Genomic DNA, 19,012 nt, shown 5'->3' with positions numbered 1-19,012 from the left:
TTTCCCTAATCCCGTTTCCCTAATCCTTGTCCTTCAGGCCCAGCAACACGGCGAAAGGGCTGGCCTGCTCCTCGCTCAGCACGCCGGCCTCCTTCAGATAGGCGTCCGCGTCCGGCGCGCGGGGGAAGGGGGTCATCGCCAGCGCCATCGTTTCGGCCACCGCTTCGCCCATGTCGATCACATGGCCGTCATAGCCGATCGTATCGCAATCCTCCGCATCCAGCTCCAGTTCGTCGGCCGCCTGCGCTTCCTCGCTCTCGACCACGAAGCGCAACACGAAATCGCTGTCGATCGTTTCGGGCACCGGCACGCCGGTCGCGACGCAGGGCTGGGCCAGCTCCGCGCGCACTCGTCCGCGCGCGACGATCGCGCCATCCTCCATGGCGACATTATAATCGGCCTCCAGCCGATCGAGCGCCGACAGCCCGAATCGCAGCGCCAGCGCGTCCCGCTCCGGCTGCTTGGCTGCGATATGCAGCTTGCCCGCCAGCCGCGCGATCTGATCGACCTTGTGGGTGCGCGCAAATTCGGGGTTGGGGTTGATGGTCATCCGATATCTCCCGTCAGCATCGCGTCGCGCGACACGCAGCCCAGCCGCGTCCAGCGCGCCCGCAGCGCGCCTTCGACATGGTTGATCGCGCCGTCGTCCACCGCCGCGCCACGATAGAGGTTGCGCCGCAGCGCGTCGGCAAGATCGGGGGCCAGGCCGGCCTCCCCGGTCAGCGCCGCGCGATAGGCGCTGATCCGCCCGCCCAGCGCGCTCATCATCCGCCCGATATGCTTGCCGACCACCACATCGCCAATGCCTTCCTGCCGCAACTGCCCGTCCATGTCGTCGACGAACAATTCGGTCAGCCACACGCTGTCCTGCGCGCCATTCTGCTGCTCCAGCCGGATCAGCACCTGCGCCAAAATCGCGACGATCATGTCGAATCGCCCGTCCAGAGTGTCCGGCACCGCGCCCTCGACATACCAGTGCGGCTGCCGTCCCTCCCGGATCACGGCGTTATAGAGCGGGCGCAGCCCCTCTTTGGGATCGGTGCGGCCAAAGAGGCGCTGGAGGAAGGAGGGGGAAGCGGACATCGGGCAACAGCTTTTCGTGACGGATCGGACGGCGACGCGCCGTCCGATGTTTTGCGCCCCTTGCCGGGGCTTGCGCATTTCCATATTGATCGCTGCGTCGCCCAATGCAATGGCGACATCAGTTTCTTGGGTTCGCGGGACGGCCCCCCGCAGGAGAAGTTCATGCGTCAGTTCAGCCGTCATTCGCCACGCGGGCGTATCCTGCTCGCGATCGGCCTCAGCGCGCTGGTGCTGGGCGCATCGGGCTGCACCCGCATCCGCACGCATCAGGGCTATTCGATCGACAAGCTGCTGGTCGATTCGGTCCAGCCCGGCATCGACAACCGCGCCTCGGTGGAAGGGACGCTGGGTCGCCCCAGCTTCGTGTCGCAGTTCGGCGAGCAGGACTGGTATTATGTGTCGCGTGAAATGCGCGCACTCGCCTTTTCCAATCCCAAGCCGGTGGAACAGACCGTGCTGCGCGTCCGCTTCGACCCCGCAGGCAATGTCGCGGCAGTCGATCGCATGGGTCTGGATCAGGTTGCCCACATCTCGCCCATGGGCGACAAGACCCCGACACTGGGCCGCAACCGCAGCCTGTTCGACGAGATTTTCGGTAATATCGGTGCGGTCGGCGCTGGCGGCATGGGCGGCGCTGGCGGCGGCAGCAACACCGGCGGCGGCCCGAACGGCAGCTAAGGTTGGATGACCTGACCCCGTTCGTGCTGAGTAGGGGCTGAGCGCAGTCGAAGACCCGTATCGAAGCATCAAGCGCAGCGCATGTATCTTCGATACGCCATTTCGACTTCGCTCAATGGCTACTCAGGACGAACGGATGGGATCAATGTAATCACGCTCGCGGCCTTCACGACAAGTCACCCTCATTCCCAGCCGCCGCCCAGCGCCAGGAAGATAGCAATCTGGTCCTGCACCAGTTGCGTCCGCGCCGCCGCCGCTATGACCTCCGCACTGGCCAGGCTGCGCTGCGCGTCCAGCAGCGACAGGAAATCGCCCCGGCCAAAGCGGAACAGCTTGCCCGCCTGATTGGCGGAGAGCGCTGCGCTGTCCCGCGCCCGGTCCAGCGCCGCGGCGCGCTCTGCATCGCGGCGATAGCTTTCCAGCGCCGTCTCGGTCTGGCGCAACGCCTCCAGCACGGCGCCGTCGAACCCGGCCAGGTCGCCCCGCACCGCCGCATCGGCTTGCGCGATTCGCGCCCGCACCACCGGCCGGTTGGGGAAGCTCCAACTGATCAGCGGCCCCAGGCTGAAGCCGAAGGCCGTGCCAGACCCCAGATCCTTGAGCGGTCCTGACAGGCCGACCGACCCGCCGATGCTGACCTGCGGATAGAGGTCGGCGGTCGCCACCCCCAGCCGCGCGGTATCGGCTGCGATCGCCCGCTCGGCCTGCCGGATGTCGGGCCGCCGCCGGATCAGCGCCGCGCCGTCCCCCACCGGCAGGGCCATGCGCAACGCCGGTAGCGCGGCGCAACTCTCTACATCGCGCGGATAATCGGCCGGCGGCCGCCCCAGCAATGTCGCCAGCAGATAAAGGCCGTTCTGCCGCTGCGCCTCGAACGCGGGCAGCGCCGCCGCGCTCGTCTCCACCGCCGCCTGCGCCCGGCTGACGTCGAACGCGGTGCCGCGCCCGCCCTTGGCCAGCCGCCGCGTCGCGTTCAGCGTGTCGCGCTGCAACGCCACCACCTGCCGGTTTACGCCCAGGCTGTAATTGGCCGCGCACACCTGCGCATAGGCGCGCGCGGTCGCCGCCGCGACGCTGACCCGCACATAGTCGCGCGCCGCCGCGCTCGCCTCGACATCGGCGCCGCTCGCTTCGATCGCGCGCTTGATCCGGCCATTGAGGTCCAGCGGATAGCTGGCCGACAGGCCCAGATCATAGCCGACCACGCCGGGCAGGCTGTATCCGGTGCTGGACGGACGCGACAACGTCGTCCCGCCGCTGACCCCGGTCGCGATCGTGCGCCCGCCCTCCGCCTCGCGCAGCACGGCCTGCGCCTGGGCCAGATTGGCGTCGGCTTGGGCGAGGTCGGTATTGGCGGCCAGCGCCTGTTCGATCAGCGCGTCGAGCTGCGGATCGGCATAGAGGCGCCACCAATGGTCGGGCAGGTCGGCCTGGCTATAGGGTCCGCCCTGGGCCGAATGAAACGCCCCGGTCGCGGCCGGCGCGGTGGCGGCGGACCGTTCGGGGGGGCGATAATCCGGCCCGGCGGTCGCACAGGCGGACAGGGCCAACACCAACAGCGCGCCCCCCAAACCCTTATGCGGTCCCGCGCAGGCGGGAACAGGCTGCCTTTTGGCCCGGTTAGCCTTAGCCATGACGGCAAACCCCCGCCTTGCCATCCTTGTCCCCATTTTTCTCAGGCGCCGCGGGCTGCACCGTCACCGTTGCGGTCCGGCCCGAAATCAGCCGCAACCCCGCCGGCGCCTTGTCCAGCTTCACCCGCACCGGAATGCGCTGCGCCAGCCGTACCCAACTGAAGGTCGGCTCGACGGAGGGGAGGAGGTTGCCGCTGTTGGTCCGGCTGTCGTCGTCGATGCCGAAGGCGATGCTCTCGACCCGGCCGTGCAGATCCTGCGCCTCGCCCATCAGTCGCACCGTCACCGGCGCGCCGATGCAGATCAAACCCAGCTTGGTTTCCTCGAAATAGCCCTCGACCCGCATCGAATCGCTGTCGATCAGCGCCAGCGCCTGGCTGCCCGCGCCGACATAGTCGCCCGGATGCAGGTCCAGGTTGGTGACCACGCCATTGACCGACGCCAGCACCCGCGTCCGTTGCAGGTTCAGCGCCGCGCCCTCGCGCGCGCTCATCGCCTCTGTCAGCGCGGCCTGCGCCGTCTCGACCCGCGCGACATTCTGCTCATGCGTCTCCGCCGCCACCAGGTCGCCCAGCGCCAGGTCGCGCCGCGCCTCCCGCCGTGCCTGCGCCAATGTCGCCTGCGCGCTGGCGATCTGCGACCGGGCCTGATCCAGCGCCAGTGCGTAACGCGGCGTATCGATCACGAACAGCAGGTCGCCGGGCTTCACCCGCTGGTTGTCATGCACCGCGACCGACGTCACCAGCCCGCTGATGTCGGGCGTCACCCGCACCACATCGGCGCGCACCCGCCCGTCGCGGGTCCAGGGGCTGCGCTCATAATGATTCCACATCCAGATCGCGACCAGCGCCGCGGCGATGACGAGCAGGATGGTGGCGGCGCTGCGGACCAGCGTGGACGAGAGGCGGTTCATAGACGGATTCCAAAGGTGGGGACGAGCAGCGCGAGGGCGCCGAGCAGGAGGATGAAGAGGCTGAGGTCCACCGCCGCACGATAGGCCAGGAAACGGTACAGGCCGAAAGCGCCGATCAGCCGGGTCAGCGCCCAGCTCAGCACCAGCGCGACCAGCGCCAGCAGCAACAGGGTGGGGATATAGATGCCCCCCAGGGCGATTTCGCCGGTCATGCCATGGCCCTCCGATAGGCATGGGCGTCGGGGAACAGGTTGCGGCGCAGGCTCACCAGCCCCAGCACGCCCTCCCGCCGTACCGGCAAGCGCGGATGGGCGCTGATGTCGCTGATGGCGCTGTCGATATCGTGCAGCAGCGCAGGGTCGGCTTGCGCCGGCCCGTCCGGGTCCAACCCGCGATAATGGCGGCTGACCCCGCCCAGCACGGCGGCCAGCGGCGCGCCTTCCTGGATCGGCAGGTCCAGCCGCAACTGGCGCAACTCGCCGATCGCGACCCCGGTGCGCAGGTCGCGCAGCGCATCGTAGAGCGGTTTGCCGCTATCGGCGCGGGTCGCCGCCAGACGCGGGGCGAGCAGGGCGATCCGGTCGAGCATCCGGTTGATCCAGCCACGCACGTCGGGGGGGCTCATCAGCGTCGCGCGATTGGCGATGTCGGCCCAGCCCGCGCGCAACGTGCGGCGGATCGCGTCTTCGACCCCGGCCGATTGCAACAGCCCGGCCATGATGATCGCGAACCAGATGCCGACGATCTGCGCCACCGCGCCGTTGATATAGCTGCCAAAGGCGCTGACATAGTTGCTCGACAAAAGCACCGGGCTGCCCAGCCCCAGCAGGGTGGGCAGCGCAATCCCCGCCCAGCGCGGCGAGGCCATCATCGCGCCGAGCATCAGCAAGGCGGGCGCATAGGCCAGCGCCAGCATCGCAAAACCGTCCAGCCGCGGCATGATGGCATAGCCGTACAGCGCGCCCAGCGCCGACGCGGCGATCGTGCCGACCATGAATCCCTTGAGCGGGGCCAGGGGATTGTCGAGCGCCGCGAACAAGGCCAGGAACACGCCGGCCAGCATCACCGCCGTCCCGCCATCCTTCCACCCGCTCAATATCCAGATCGCGCAGCCCAGCGTCACGGTGACGAAGGCGCTGAACGCGCCGCGCGCCGCGCTGGCGTAATCGCGGTGCAACTCGCGATTGCGGCGACCCTCCAGCAGCTGCGCGACCCTCGGCGTCACCGCGGCGCGACTGTGCGTCGCCATCTGGTCGTGCAGGTCGCGGCAGTCGCGATGCGCCGCGATCAGCGTGGCCAGCCGGGCATAAAGGCTCAACCGCATCATGTCGGCCCATCCCATGTCGGGCGTCGCCGCCGGCTCCATCGCCGCACAGCGGTCGATCAGCGCCTGGGCCAGCAGCGCCCGGCTGTCATTGTCCACCACCGGCGAATCCAGCCAGGCGCGTATATCGGCGATCAACGTCTCGACCTGCGGCGGCACGGTCCCGCCATGGGCGGCCTTCAATTGCGCCAGCCGGTCTTCCGCCGCCGCGCCCAGCGGCAGCAGCATCGACAATTGGTCCTGCAATGCGCGCACGGTGCGCACGCGCGGCGCCAGGCGGCTGATGTCGAAGGGCAGGTGGACCGACATCTGGTGCAATTCCGTGACGTCCTGCGCCAGCCGACGGCGTTCGGCATCCAAACCTGCCACTGGTTCCGTCGCGATCGCGTCGCGCGACCAGCGTTCGGCGTCGCGCAGCATCCCCTCCACCCGCGCCAACAGCGTGGTGGTGATTGATCCGGGCAGTATCACGCTATGGACCAGGCTGCCGCAGGCGATGCCGATCAAAATCTCCTGCACGCGCAGCGACGCCACCGTGAAGATCGTTTGCGGCGTATCGACGTCGGGGAAGACGATCAGGCAGGCGGTATAGCCCGCCAGCACGAACATATAGGATCGCGGCGTCCGGTCCATCAGCGAGACGAACACGCACAGCGCCAGCCATGACGCCATGGCCAGCGCCAGCAATTCGGGCGCATTGACCAGCGGCGGCACGATGGCGACCGCGAACATCGCGCCGACCAATGTGCCCACGGCGCGGAACACCGCCTTGGAAATCACCGCGCCGGCCATGGGCTGGGCGACGATATAGCTGGTCAGGAACGCCCAATAGGGCCGCTCCAGCCCGATGCTGAACGCGACATAAAGCGCCAACATGCTCGCCGCGAGGCATTTGAGGGAAAAGAGCGCGGCTGGCGCGCCGAAGCGCTCGCCGATGATTTTGCCGCTCATGGCCGGATGCTCACGCCGGGCTCTTATGCTCGGCGATGCGCAGGCTCAGCAGGTCGAGCAACCACACGGTCACCTCGATCGCGCCGTCCGGCACGTCCTTCAGCAATTCGCCCCGCAGCGCGTCGAGCTTCGCTTCGATCCGGCCGACCAGTTCCTGCCCGGCCGGGGTCAGGGCGATGATGTTGGATCTTTTGTCGTCGGGATGCTGCGCCCGCGTCACCAGCCCCGCCGCCTGCACCTGGTCCAATGTGCGAACCAAAGAGGGTTGGCTGATGTCCAGCGACTCGGCCAGCGCGCTCTGGCCCACCTCGCCGCCCAGCCGGTCGATATGGATCAGGCACCAGGCGGCGCTGTTGGACACGCCGAATTCCGCCAATACGGTATCCGCCAACTGCCGCCAGGCGCGGGCGACCGGGGCCATCTTGTGCGCGAGCGCGCGCTTGGGTTCTGACAGGGGCATTTTCATTAGATAGCTAACTAATGAAAATTGTCAATGGCGTGTTGCTGTCGCACTCGTTGTCGCACGATGGAAATGGGCCGTGCGATCGATCCGCCATATGCCGTGCTCCCGCGCAGGCGGGAGTCCAGTCCTGCCGTCTGACTGGGCTCCTGCCTGCGCGGGAGCCCAGTCAAAGCGCCTTACGCCCGGCGCGTCCCGTTAAAGGCCGACGCCCCGAACGCGCCCAGTTGCATCGTGCCGGTGATGGCGTCGCCCGCCACCGCGGCCTCGCATTCCAGCGTCATCGGCATGGGCATGGTCATCTCCATCTTCCATGTCAGCGCGTCGCCATCGACCTTGCCATCGACCACATCCAGCGACCCCATCATCCCGGCGAAGGTCCCGTTGAAACGGTCGCCGCTGCTGACGACGGTGAACACGCCCTTCTGGTCGCCCATCGGCGTCTTGGCCACGCAATCATAAGCGCCATCTACGGTTGCCATATCCAGTCTCCTTTACGTTCGCGTCAATCCGCGAGTGTGCCCATTTCCACCGGCAGCCCCACCGCGTCAAGCTGCGGTCGCACCAGCTTGGCGTCGCCGACCACGACCCAGATCAGCCGGTCGGGGTTGATCGCCTCGCGCGCGGCCTTGTCGAAGTCCGCGGCGGTCATGGCGCGATAGACTTTGGGCAATGTCTCGTAATAATCGTCCGGCCGGCCGACCAGGCTGTTGCGCATCATCGCGGACAGCAGGTCCGACGACGTCTCGAAACTGCCCGGCAGCGACAGGATCTGGCTGTTGATCGTCTGGTTGCGCTCCGCCTCCGTCGTGCCCTTGGTCGTCAGATAGTCCTTGATGTCCTGCCGCGCGGCGATGATCGACTCGCCGGTCTTGTCGGTCTGCACCGGCGCATAGACCAGCAGCGGGATCGTCTCCTTGACGCCCGGCAGCGCCGTACCTGCGCCATAGGCCCAACCCTTCGTCTCGCGCAGGTCCATCGTCAGGCGCGACGTCGTGCTGCCGCCCAGCACTTCATTGGCGGTCTGCAACGTCACCGGATTGTCGGTCCCCGCCTTGTTGGTCAACAACCCGCCCAGGATCAGCGATTGCGGGCTTTGCGGCTTGTCGATCAGGATGATCCGTGACGGACGCATCATCTTGTCCATGCGGAACGTCTTGGTCCCCTTCGCCGTCTTGGGCGCCTTCCAGTCGCCGAAGCGCTTTTCCAGCAGCGGCATCAATTCGGCCAGCGTCGTATCGCCCGCGACGAAGATGGTCGCATTGTCGGGCCGCAGCCAGGCGTCGTGGAAGGCGGTCAGGTCCGCTCGCGTCACCGCCTTGACGCCGCTTTCCGTGCCAGACCCGGTGAAGGGAATGCCATAGGGATGCGCCTGACCATAGAGCAGGGGCGGCAGCATCCGCTGCGCGATCGCCATCGGCTCGGTCTTTTCCGACGCGATCCGGGTCAGCACCTGCCCGCGCAGTCGCTCGACCTCGGCCGGCGCGAAGGCGGGGTTGCGGATCACATCGGCCAGCAGGCCCAACGACGCATCCAGATTGGGCTTCAGTGCGAACAGGCCGACATTGGTCCGGTCCATGCTGTTGGCCGCGCTGATCGACGCGCCCAGCCTTTCCTGCTCCTCGGCGATCTGCACCGACGACCGGGTTGTGGTGCCTTCGTCCAGCAACGCGGCGGTCAGCCCCGCCGTGCCCAGCTTGGCCCGGTCGTCGGCGGCATTCCCTGCGTCGAAAGCGACCGATATCCGCACCGTCGGCACCGTCGCGCGATGGGCCAGAACCACCGGGATGCCGTTCTTCAATGTGGCATGTTCGACATCGGGAAAGTCCAGATCCTTGACCGGCTCGATCGGCGGCTCGGCGATCTTGGTCGGCGCGGCCAAAGCCCCTGCCTGCGTCGTGATGACGGGCGCGGCGGCATCGGGATTGCGGAAGAAGGCGGGCCTGTGCGTCGCATTCCCCGCCAACGCATTGTCCGCGGCGCTACGCTCGCCCGGCGCCACGGTCAGGCGCAACACGGGCCGGCCCAGCCATTTGCGCGCCGCCGCGCTCACCGTTTCGGGCGTCGCCCCGGCATAAACGGCCAGGTCTTTCTTATATTTGGCCGGATCGTTGGAATAGACCGCGCCCTCGGCCAGCGTCACCGCTTTGCCGCTAAAGCCGCCGACCTTCTCCAGCCCCGAAATCGTGCCGGCCGCCTGCGTCGTCGCCGCGCGCAGCACTTCGTCCGCGCTCGGCCCCTTGGCCAGATAATCGGCCAGCAGCGCGTCCAGCCGCTTGCCCACCGCCACCGGGTCCGCGCCCGGCTTCACGTCCACGGTGATCTCGGCGATGCTCAGCTTCTCGAACGGCTGGATGCTGGCCTTCACGCTGACCGCGACCTTCTCGTCGCGCACCAGCACATTGTCGAGCCGCGAGGATTTAAGCCCCCCAAACACTGTCATCGCCAGGTCCAGCTGTTGCAAATCGGCCGAATTGACCCCCGGCACGATCCAGTTGCGATACAGCCGCGTCGCCGCGACATTGTCGTGCATCACCTTTTCGACATCCTTGTCGAGGCTCGGCACGGTCGCGTCCACATCCTTGGGGGCCGGGCCGGCGGCGATATTGCCGAACCACTTCTCGACCTTCGTCTTGGCGGTTGCGGCATCAATGTCGCCCGCCAGCACCAGCACGGCGTTGTTCGGCCCATAATGGGTTTTGAACCAGCTCTGGACGTCGGCCAGGCTCGCCGCATTCAGGTCCGCCATCGACCCGATGGTGGAGTGGCGATAGGGATGGCCCGCGGGCAGCATCGCGTCGAGCTGCGCATATTCGACCAGGCCATAAGGCTCATTCTCGCCCATCCGCTTTTCATTCTGCACGACGCCGCGCTGCGTATCCAGCTTGGCCTGCGTCACCGCGCCCAGCAGATGCCCCATGCGATCCGATTCCAGGAACAAGGCCCGGTCGAGCGCGCCGGTCGGCACCGTCTCGAAATAATTGGTGCGGTCGAACCAGGTCGTCCCGTTCCAGTCGGTCGCGCCGATATCTTCCAGCCGTCCGAAGAAGGGACCATCGGCATTTTCCGAGCCATAGAACATCAGATGCTCGAACAGATGGGCAAAGCCGGTCTTGCCGACAGGTTCATAACGCGACCCGACATGATACCAGATCGACACCGCCACCACCGGCGCCTTGCGGTCGGTATGGACGATGACGCGCAGCCCGTTCTTCAGCGTGAATTCCTCATAAGGAATATCGACCTGGGACACGAGGCTGGCGACCGGGGCGGGCGCTGCGGCCGCTACGGGCTTGGCGGCCTGCGCCATGGGAGACAGCGCCAGGACCGACAGGCCCAGCATCAGGGACAGGCGGCGCGACATCGGGGAAAGGGCCATGAGAACCTCATGAAAAGGGGAGCTTTAGCGAGTGCAGAACGCGGCTGAAACGACAATGGGCGCAGCATAGCGGGCCGTTTTAGACGTGCAATACGCTTATTGCTGGACATGGCCGGGGGAGGGCGGCAATCCTCCATCGATACCGTAATCCAGTGGACATATCCTTTCATGAAAACCGCCATTGCCTTCGCCGCCATGACGGCGCTGTTGTTGCCCGCCGCCCTCTCGGCTCAGAACGCCGCCGATCCGGTCTTCACCCCCGCGGCCATGCGCGCCCATGTCGAATTTCTCGCCGACGACCTGTTGAAAGGTCGCGACACCGGCAGCGAAGGGCATGAGATCGCCGCCCGCTACGTCGCCAGCCAGTTCGACGGTCTCGGCCTCAAGCCTGCCGGCGACAATGGTAGCTGGCTCCAGCGCATCACCTTCCAGAAAACCGAATTTGACAAAACGCCCGCCACGCTGACCGTCACCGGCCCGGCCGGGGCGAAAAGCTTCACCCACGCCGGCGACGTGATCGTCGGCATAAACGCCGACCAGCCGCATCTTGACGTCACGGCGCCGCTCGTCTTCGTCGGCTATGGCCTTGAAAATGCGCGGCTTGGCCTCAACGACTATGCCGGCCTCGACGTGAAGGGAAAGATCGTCGTCACCCTGCGCGGCTATCCCAAGGGGCTGCCGAGCGAGGAGGGCGCACATCTTTCCGCCACCAAGGGGAAGATCGCCGAATCCCATGGCGCGATCGGCATGATCGCGTTCAACACGCTCCAGTCGGCCAAGGCCCGTCCCTGGGCGCGGATGGTGCAGTTCGCCGACGAACCCGATTTCACCTGGGTTTCGCCCGAAGGCGTGCCGTTCAACGCGGCACCGGGCCTGCGCGCGTCCGCGATGCTGAACGATCCGGCGGCACAGGCTGTGTTCGCCGGCGCGCCCACGACCATCGCCGCGATCCGCAAGACCGCCGACAAGCCGGGCGGCAAGCCGAAGGGCTTCGCGCTCAAGACCGGCGTGACGATCAAGGCCGACACGGTCAGCCAGCGCGTCACCAGCCCCAATGTCGTCGCCATCCTGCCCGGCAGCGACCCGAAACTTAAAGACGAATATGTCGTCCTCTCCGCCCATCTCGACCATATCGGTGTCAGTGCCGCCAAGCCTGGCGACGCGCCGGACAAGGACCGGATCAACAATGGCGCGCTGGACAATGGCGCGGGCATCGCCACCATGCTGGAAGTCGCCCGCGCCATGGCTGAGGCGCCGGACAAACCGCGCCGCTCGATCATCTTCCTGGCCTCCACGGCGGAGGAAAAGGGCCTGCTCGGCGCCGACTATTATGCCCGTCATCCCAGCGTCCCGGTCAGGCAGATCGTCGGCAATGTCGATCTCGACATGCCCTTGCTGCTCTATCCCTTTACCGACCTCATCGCCTTCGGCGCGGATCATTCCACGCTGGGACCGATCGTGGCCAAGGCGGTCGCGCCCATGGGCGTGAAGCTCTCGCCCGATCCAATGCCGCAGGAGACGATCTTCGTGCGCTCGGACCATTATATGTTCGTGAAACAGGGCGTCCCCGCCGTCTTCCTCGCCACCGGCTATGCCAATGGCGGCGAAAAGGCTTGGGAAGCGTTCCTGGGCGGCGCCTATCACCACCCCGGCGATGACATGAGCCAGAAGATCGACTGGACCGCCGGCGCCCGCTTTGCCGAGGCCAATTACCGCATCACCCGCGCCATGGCGGATGGCGATGCCGCGCCCCTCTGGTATCAGGCGGATTTCTTCGGCGACACCTTCGCGCCGACTGTGTCCAAGGCGGCCAAGCCCTGACGGCAAAATAGGGGGAGCCTGGCTCCCCCCACCCTAGAATCAGAAGCGGTAGCCGACCGTCAGAGTCAGCGAGTCATAATCTGCATTCTTGAAATATTCGTTCTTCGCATGGGTGTAGAGCAAACCAACGCGCAGCAGGTCGCTGCCCGCGCGCTGCTCCGTCTCGCGCATGCGGAAACCGAAATTGATCGCGGCTTCATGCACCTGCTCGAACGCCATCGTGTCCTTGGCGCCCAGGGTGAAGACATAGCTGGTGCGCAGCGACGTCTGGCGCCCGAACATCCGGCCGCCCAATGGCAACTGATAGGCCAGCCCGTTACGGAACCACCAGTTGCGCTGCTTGAAATAGTCGGCGCTGTCCTGGCTGGTGATGCCGGTGCGGACCGTCTGGGTATAGCCGACCAGATTGCCCATGGTCAGTTCGCCACGCCCGATGCCGGCAAAGCGATAGTTGCTGGACAGGGTCGCCGACGCCAGTTCACCATCGCCGCCCAGCCCCTTGCTGGCGTCGGTGGCGGTATAGGACACGCGCGGGGTCAGCCACCAATTGGTGCTGACCGGAATCTGCACGCCCACGCCCAGCCCGATCGAAAAGGCCTTCAGGCCGCCATGCGCGCTGGCAAGGCCGCCGGCCGTGCTGTTGACGTTCAGATATCGCGCCGGGACCGTGATCAGCAAGCGGGTGCGGTTACGTTCCGACAGGCGGATGCCCTTGGCATATTTAAGGTCGAAACGCTGGCCATCCTCATTGGCGACGCTCCACGCCGTCGCCGCGCCGCCGATCGTGTCTGAATCGCCGTCCAAGTCGAAATCGAAATCCATGTCCAGCGCATCGGCGACCGCCCGGAAATTGGCGCTGTCGGGGCTACCGCAGCTCAGTTGCAGCGGTGTGCTGTTTGCAAAGGAAAAGGGAATGCCGAGAGTCGTCAACTGGCTGGTGCGCAACGGCACGATGCCGCCCGTCACAGTGGGTACGTTGATCCGTTCTACGCCAGCCGCATCGATATAGGGAATATAGGTGCCCGGAACCAGGCCGATCGGCGATGCGCCGATCGTGTAGCCTCCGACGGCGTCGCAATGGGTGTTGGCATAGGCTGCCGGCGTGGAAGCCAGCATGGCCGCTAGAATGACAAGTCGCTTCACGAAATTTTCCCCCCGGAATAATGCGGTGCGACCCGGTGGAATCGATTAGAAGAAGAAATCGGATCTGCCTAGATGGTGCGAAGGTTCCGGCCTTACCCGCGGTGGGCGACAAAGTCTGTTTCCGCTCTTGTGTTGCTATTGGGCAACACTACATCAGGGGCAATTCACTCCAAGGGGCTATCATGAACCTCGAAAAATTCACCGACCGCGCCAAGGGTTTCCTGCAATCGGCGCAAACCGTCGCGATCCGCATGAGCCATCAGCGGATCGGCCCGGACCATCTTTTGAAGGCGCTGCTGGAAGACAGCGAGGGCATGGCATCCGGCCTCATCAAGGCGGCGGGCGGCTCGGCGCAAGTCGCGTTGCGCGACATCGACGCGGCGCTGGCCAAGGTGCCGGCCGTGTCCGGCTCCGGCGCGCAGCAGACGCCAGGCCTCGACAATGACGCCGTGCGCGTCCTCGACAGCGCCGAGCAGGTCGCGGCGAAGGCGGGCGACAGCTTCGTCACCGTCGAACGGCTGCTGCTCGCGCTCACCCTCGCCACCACCACGACCGCGGGCAAGGCGCTGGCCGCCGCCGGGGTGAAGGCCGAAGCGCTCAACGCTGCGATCAATGCCTTGCGCGGTGGACGCACCGCCGACACGGCGGGCGCGGAGGATCGTTACGACGCGCTCAAGAAATTCGCCCGCGACCTCACCGAAGCGGCGCGCGCGGGCAAGCTCGATCCCGTCATCGGCCGCGACGAGGAAATCCGTCGCACCATCCAGATTCTTGCCCGCCGGACCAAGAACAACCCCGTCCTGATCGGCGACCCCGGCGTCGGCAAGACCGCGATCGCCGAAGGCCTCGCGCTGCGCATCGCCAATGGCGACGTGCCCGACACGCTCAAGGACCGCACCCTGATGGCGCTCGACATGGGGTCGCTGATCGCGGGCGCCAAATATCGCGGCGAGTTTGAGGAGCGCCTCAAGGGCGTGCTGGACGAAGTGAAGGGCGCGGACGGTCAGATCGTCCTGTTCATCGACGAAATGCACACGCTGATCGGCGCGGGTAAAAGCGAAGGCGCGATGGACGCGGGCAATCTGCTCAAGCCCGCGCTCGCCCGCGGCGAACTCCACTGCATCGGTGCGACCACGCTCGACGAATATCGCAAATATGTCGAAAAAGACCCCGCACTCCAGCGTCGTTTCCAACCGGTCTTCGTCGGCGAACCAACGGTCGAGGACACGATCAGCATCCTGCGCGGCCTGAAGGAGAAATATGAGCTGCACCATGGCGTGCGGATCACCGACGGCGCGCTCGTCAGCGCGGCGACGCTCTCCAACCGCTACATCACCGACCGTTTCCTGCCCGACAAGGCGATCGACCTGATGGACGAGGCCGCCAGCCGCCTGCGCATGGAGGTCGAATCCAAGCCGGAGGAGATCGAAAATCTCGACCGCCGCATCATCCAGCTCAAGATCGAGCGAGAGGCGCTGAAGAAGGAGACGGACAAGGCGTCCGCTGACCGCCTGACCACGCTGGAGGAAGATCTCGCCAATCTGGAGGAGCAATCCGCCGCGTTGACCACGCGCTGGCAGTCGGAAAAGGACAAGATCGCCGGCGAAGCCAGGGTCAAGGAACAGCTCGACGCCGCCCGGCTAGAACTGGAGCAGGCCCAGCGCGCGGGTGACCTCGCGAAGATGAGCGAGCTGTCCTATGGCAGCATCCCCGCGCTCGAAAAGCGGCTCGCCGAAGCGGAAACCGCGTCGGAAGGCGCTATGCTGCGCGAGGAAGTGACGGCGGAGGATATTGCCGGCGTCGTCGCCCGCTGGACCGGCATCCCGGTCGAACGGATGATGACCGGCGAGCGCGAAAAGCTGCTGGCGATGGAAGAAACGCTGGGCAAGCGCGTCATCGGGCAGGCCGATGCGGTCAAGGCCGTGTCGACCGCGGTGCGCCGCAGCCGCGCCGGCCTGCAAGACCCCAACCGCCCGCTCGGCTCCTTCCTCTTCCTTGGCCCCACCGGCGTCGGCAAGACCGAGCTGACCAAGGCGCTGGCAGGATTCCTGTTCGACGACGACAGCGCGATGGTGCGCATCGACATGAGCGAGTTCATGGAGAAGCACAGCGTCGCCCGCCTGATCGGCGCGCCGCCGGGCTATGTCGGCTATGAGGAAGGCGGCGTCCTGACCGAAGCCGTCCGCCGTCGCCCCTATCAGGTCGTGCTGTTCGATGAAGTGGAGAAAGCGCATGGCGATGTGTTCAACATCCTGCTCCAGGTGCTGGATGATGGCCGCCTGACCGACGGGCAGGGACGCACGGTGGACTTCACCAACACGATCATCGTGCTGACGTCGAACCTGGGCAGCCAATATCTCACCGGCCTGGCCGATGACGAGCCGGTGGAAAAGGTCGAGGATCAGGTAATGGACATCGTCCGCGCCCATTTCCGCCCGGAGTTCCTGAACCGGCTGGACGAAGTAATCCTGTTCCACCGTCTGGGCGCGGCCCATATGGCCCCGATCGTGGATATCCAGGTGGCGCGTATCGGCAAGCTGCTCAAGGATCGCAAGATCGTGCTCGATCTGACTGACGAGGCGCGTGCCTGGCTCGGCCGGGTCGGCTATGATCCGGTCTATGGCGCGCGGCCTTTGAAGCGCGCGGTGCAGCGTTACCTGCAAGACCCGCTGGCCGATCTTATCCTGCGCGGCGAAGCGCCGGACGGATCGACGGTCCGCGTGGAGGATGGCGACGGCGCGCTGAAGCTGACGGTGGTATAAGGCAAAAGGCCCGCCGAATCGATCGGCGGGCCTTTCTCCCTTATGGCGCAGAAAAAGCGGAAGCGATCAGCCGCTTGGGTTCATGCCCGCTCGGCTGCGGGTAATCAAATCGTCGGCGTCACGATTCTGCTGCTCGCTCATCGCCCGCCATTCCGCATTGGTCTTGCAGATGCGCTCCTTGCGCACCAGCGATCCGGTGACGGCGATTCGCTTGCAACGGGTGGCATTCGGATCGTTGCGATCCAGCGCTGGCTTGTCCTGCGCCAGCGCTGGCATCGCCATGGCGAACAAGCTGGCGGCCATCATGGTTTTCAAAATACGCACCTATAATCTCCCAGAAAGGCGGCCTGGCTGGTCCTGCCTCTTCGCGTGAACCCCGCTGCCTGCCGTTGATCAGATGGTCGCGCGGACGTCACTCGTCTTGCTCGCATCGGCTGTGGCATAGAATTGCTTCAATAATTGCTGCTCTTCAAGCGACAAATGCGGGTTCCACACGTCGAATATCAACACGGCGCGTACATGCTCGCTCTCGTTCCACGCTTCATGCTCTATCGTGTCGTCGAAGGCGAAGGCGACGCCTTCTTCCCAGGCCCGCGTTTCGCCACCGACCCGAAATAAGCAGCCCGGGGGCACGACCAGCGGCAAATGGACGATGGCGCGGCTGTTGGTGACGCCGGTATGCGCGGGAATCCGGCTTTTGGGCTTGAGCAGCGAAAAGAAGGCGGACGGCGCACGGCCGGGAATGTCGGCGCGGGGCAGCGCCTCCAGCGCGGCGACCGTTTGCGGACAGGCGGCGCAGATCGCTTCGTTGCGCACGCCATATTCCCACAGGAAGGACGCGCCCCAATCAAGCGATCCGTCGAGCGCGGTCCATTTATTGTCCGGCGTCCCCGCCTCCTGTCGCACATAGGGGCGGACCGCGCCGCCATCTTTCGCGATCAACGCCAGAAATTCGGCGCGGATCGCATCGGTTTGCGCCTCCAACTGCGCCATCCACGGGAAATGCGCTCGATCGAAAAATTCGTCGGCGGGCAAGAAGGGGTAATGCAGGCCGGAACATTGGTTTTGATAGAGGGTGCGGCGGCCGAACTCCCGGTCCAGGCACGCCTGGAACCGACGCTGCGTCAGCGCGTCGGCGCTGCGCAGCCGGTCGGCCAATCCCGCTTCCACGAAAGCGGCGAAGCGCGCATGATGGTCGCCGACGAAGCGGCGGGCCTGCGCCAGTATCTCCACCAGTTGAGGCGGAATGTCGGCCATGCCAGTGGTCAGCGCCAGCACCTTGTTCCAGCTGTCGGCTGCGCCTTGCGCCTCGTCCAGCCGTTGCTGCAATTGCGCCATGCGAATCTGCGCCATCAGGTTGCGCTGGTCGATCGCGATCGCCCGGCTCAACGCAGCCCGTTCCGCTTCCGCCGCGCCCAGGCCACGTTCGGCCGAGGCGACGTTCATCCATAAAGCGGCCTCGCCTGGATCGACCTGTGCCGCTGCGACGAAATGGACGCGCGCCGCCGCGAAATCCTGACGGTCCAGCGCGATAAGCCCCCGCAGGTTCAGCAGTTGCGGTTCGCCCGGCCGGCGCGTTAGCGCCTTGCCCACTATGCGATCCGCCTCTGCGTCCCGGCCCTGCCGCCGTGCCTCGATCGCCTGTTGCAGCAACCGCCCGACCGTTACGTCCATAAAGCTCCCCAGCCTCTTGCCCGTCCATCGCTACCAGAAGCCCATGCGCTGGCAAGGGGCCGTAATCCCGCATGACTTGTACATGCGAAAAACCCATGCGAAGGCGGGAGGCATGACGGCCTCCTTACCATCGACCCGCGACATCATGGCCAATGCCGAATGGCTCGCACACCGCTATGATCCCGGTCATGACGCGGTGCATTTGCGACATGTGCGGCGCGCCAGGCACGCAGAAACCCCGTTCCTGACCGACCAGCATCTGGGCGAGGACGATGCGCCATTGGTGCTGCGCCGCGTCGACGCCATGCTGGATGCGCCGGCCCCCGCGCCGATCCATTTCCTCTTCCATTCGGCCTATTGCTGCTCGACCCTGCTCGCCGCCGCCTTCGACTATCCCGGCGTCGCAATGGGCCTGAAGGAGCCGGTGCTGCTCAACGACCTGATCGGCTGGCGACATCGCGGCGCAAAAGGGCCGGACGTCGCGCGGGTGCTTGATGAGGGGCTGCGCCTGCTCGCGCGGCCCTTCGCGCCCGGCGAGGCGGTGGTGGTCAAGCCCTCCAACATCGTCAACCCGCTGATCCCCGCCCTATTGGGATTGCGGCCGCAGGCACGTGCGCTGCTGCTGCACGCCCCGCTCGACGCCTATCTCGCCTCGATCGCGCGCAAGGGCATGTGGGGCCGCCTGTGGGTGCGCGACCTTTTCGGCAAGTTGCTGCGCGAAGGGATGCTGGCGCCGCTGGGCATCGCGCCCGACGATTATCTGGGCCTCACCGACATCCAGGTCGCGGCCGCCGGCTGGCTGGCGCAGCAACGGCAGTTTCAGGATATCGCCGTGAAGCTGGGCGATCGGGTGGCGACGCTCGACAGTGAAACGCTGGTGGCGCGTCCGGGGGAAAGTCTTGCGGCGCTCGCCCGGCTGTTCGGCCTGGCGCTGGACGAGCGCGCGATCGCGACCATTGTCAACGGGCCGGTGTTCACGCGCAATGCCAAGGATGGCGCCGATTTCGGACCGGGCCAACGCGCGCAGGACGCCCGGCGCGGCCTGGAACTCCATGGCGAGGAGGTGGAGAAGGTCGCGCATTGGGCGCGGGTGCTGGCGGACAATGGCGGCATCGCGATGGCCTTGCCCAATCCGCTGCTGGCTTGATCGCGGCAGGGTCGGCCACCGTCCGACTGACCGCAAACGCATA

At 66.1% G+C, this 19,012-nt stretch carries 16 protein-coding genes; 4 read left to right on the top strand and 12 right to left on the bottom strand.

Annotated features, from left to right (window positions below):
- Window positions 1-19 precede the first annotated feature (19 nt).
- Window positions 20-550 carry a YceD family protein gene (locus tag sphantq_RS09855; RefSeq protein ID WP_066607131.1) on the bottom strand — a complete coding sequence of 177 codons (531 nt, stop codon included), beginning with the start codon at window positions 548-550 and terminating at the stop codon, window positions 20-22.
- Window positions 547-1,083: a ubiquinol-cytochrome C chaperone family protein gene (locus sphantq_RS09850; RefSeq protein WP_066607555.1), complete on the bottom strand. Its 537-nt coding sequence runs from the start codon at window positions 1,081-1,083 to the stop codon at window positions 547-549. The genes sphantq_RS09855 and sphantq_RS09850 overlap by 4 nt, the downstream gene beginning before the upstream one ends.
- 162 nt (window positions 1,084-1,245) lie before the next feature.
- On the opposite strand from sphantq_RS09850, the gene sphantq_RS09845 reads away from it, so the two are divergent.
- Complete coding sequence (locus sphantq_RS09845; protein ID WP_272798393.1) at window positions 1,246-1,761, top strand: outer membrane protein assembly factor BamE; 516 nt, start codon at window positions 1,246-1,248, stop codon at window positions 1,759-1,761.
- Window positions 1,762-1,943: 182 nt separating this feature from the next.
- On the opposite strand, the gene sphantq_RS09840 is transcribed toward sphantq_RS09845, so the two are convergent.
- The 7 genes from sphantq_RS09840 to sphantq_RS09810 all read right to left on the bottom strand — a co-directional run bounded on the left by sphantq_RS09840 (window position 1,944) and on the right by sphantq_RS09810 (window position 10,422).
- Complete coding sequence (locus tag sphantq_RS09840) at window positions 1,944-3,317, bottom strand: efflux transporter outer membrane subunit (RefSeq protein WP_244884450.1); 1,374 nt, start codon at window positions 3,315-3,317, stop codon at window positions 1,944-1,946.
- Window positions 3,318-3,387: 70 nt separating this feature from the next.
- A complete protein-coding gene (locus tag sphantq_RS09835) occupies window positions 3,388-4,308 on the bottom strand; it encodes an efflux RND transporter periplasmic adaptor subunit (RefSeq protein ID WP_066607124.1) in 921 nt (306 codons plus the stop codon).
- Entirely contained in the window at window positions 4,305-4,520 is a 216-nt protein-coding gene (locus sphantq_RS09830) for a DUF1656 domain-containing protein (protein ID WP_066607122.1), read from the bottom strand. The genes sphantq_RS09835 and sphantq_RS09830 overlap by 4 nt, the downstream gene beginning before the upstream one ends.
- On the bottom strand, window positions 4,517-6,583 hold the full coding sequence (locus sphantq_RS09825) for an FUSC family protein (RefSeq protein WP_066607120.1): 2,067 nt from the start codon (window positions 6,581-6,583) through the stop codon (window positions 4,517-4,519). Before sphantq_RS09825 ends, sphantq_RS09830 begins: the two co-directional genes overlap by 4 nt.
- 10 nt (window positions 6,584-6,593) lie before the next feature.
- Window positions 6,594-7,043, bottom strand: coding sequence for a MarR family winged helix-turn-helix transcriptional regulator (locus sphantq_RS09820; protein ID WP_066607553.1), 450 nt, complete (start codon window positions 7,041-7,043; stop codon window positions 6,594-6,596).
- A 179-nt stretch (window positions 7,044-7,222) separates the two neighbouring features.
- Window positions 7,223-7,525: a hypothetical protein gene (locus sphantq_RS09815; RefSeq protein ID WP_129925511.1), complete on the bottom strand. Its 303-nt coding sequence runs from the start codon at window positions 7,523-7,525 to the stop codon at window positions 7,223-7,225.
- A 23-nt stretch (window positions 7,526-7,548) separates the two neighbouring features.
- Window positions 7,549-10,422: a M16 family metallopeptidase gene (locus sphantq_RS09810; RefSeq protein WP_272798392.1), complete on the bottom strand. Its 2,874-nt coding sequence runs from the start codon at window positions 10,420-10,422 to the stop codon at window positions 7,549-7,551.
- Between the two features lie 168 nt (window positions 10,423-10,590).
- Between sphantq_RS09810 and sphantq_RS09805 the strand changes: the two genes are divergently transcribed.
- Window positions 10,591-12,243 (top strand): M28 family metallopeptidase, encoded by a 1,653-nt coding sequence (locus sphantq_RS09805; RefSeq protein ID WP_272798391.1) that lies wholly within the window; start codon window positions 10,591-10,593, stop codon window positions 12,241-12,243.
- A 39-nt stretch (window positions 12,244-12,282) separates the two neighbouring features.
- Here sphantq_RS09805 and sphantq_RS09800 read toward each other — a convergent pair whose 3' ends face one another.
- The gene (locus sphantq_RS09800; RefSeq protein ID WP_272798390.1) at window positions 12,283-13,386 is read right to left on the bottom strand and encodes a hypothetical protein; all 1,104 of its coding nucleotides are present in this window, start codon (window positions 13,384-13,386) and stop codon (window positions 12,283-12,285) included.
- 182 nt (window positions 13,387-13,568) lie between these two features.
- On the opposite strand from sphantq_RS09800, the gene clpB reads away from it, so the two are divergent.
- Window positions 13,569-16,148 (top strand): ATP-dependent chaperone ClpB, encoded by a 2,580-nt coding sequence (gene clpB / locus sphantq_RS09795; RefSeq protein ID WP_272798389.1) that lies wholly within the window; start codon window positions 13,569-13,571, stop codon window positions 16,146-16,148.
- Window positions 16,149-16,214: 66 nt separating this feature from the next.
- Here clpB and sphantq_RS09790 read toward each other — a convergent pair whose 3' ends face one another.
- Both sphantq_RS09790 and sphantq_RS09785 read right to left on the bottom strand, forming a co-directional pair.
- The gene (locus sphantq_RS09790) at window positions 16,215-16,454 is read right to left on the bottom strand and encodes a hypothetical protein (protein ID WP_422917708.1); all 240 of its coding nucleotides are present in this window, start codon (window positions 16,452-16,454) and stop codon (window positions 16,215-16,217) included.
- A gap of 87 nt (window positions 16,455-16,541) precedes the next feature.
- Window positions 16,542-17,822 carry an aspartyl/asparaginyl beta-hydroxylase domain-containing protein gene (locus tag sphantq_RS09785; RefSeq protein WP_272798388.1) on the bottom strand — a complete coding sequence of 427 codons (1,281 nt, stop codon included), beginning with the start codon at window positions 17,820-17,822 and terminating at the stop codon, window positions 16,542-16,544.
- Between the two features lie 112 nt (window positions 17,823-17,934).
- Between sphantq_RS09785 and sphantq_RS09780 the strand changes: the two genes are divergently transcribed.
- Window positions 17,935-18,969 carry a hypothetical protein gene (locus tag sphantq_RS09780; protein WP_272798387.1) on the top strand — a complete coding sequence of 345 codons (1,035 nt, stop codon included), beginning with the start codon at window positions 17,935-17,937 and terminating at the stop codon, window positions 18,967-18,969.
- Window positions 18,970-19,012 lie beyond the last annotated feature (43 nt).

Source organism: Sphingobium sp. AntQ-1, assembly GCF_028538045.1.
In the GTDB taxonomy this organism is placed as follows: Bacteria; Pseudomonadota; Alphaproteobacteria; order Sphingomonadales; family Sphingomonadaceae; genus Sphingobium; species Sphingobium cupriresistens.
This window is presented reverse-complemented; position numbering and strand designations above follow the sequence as displayed.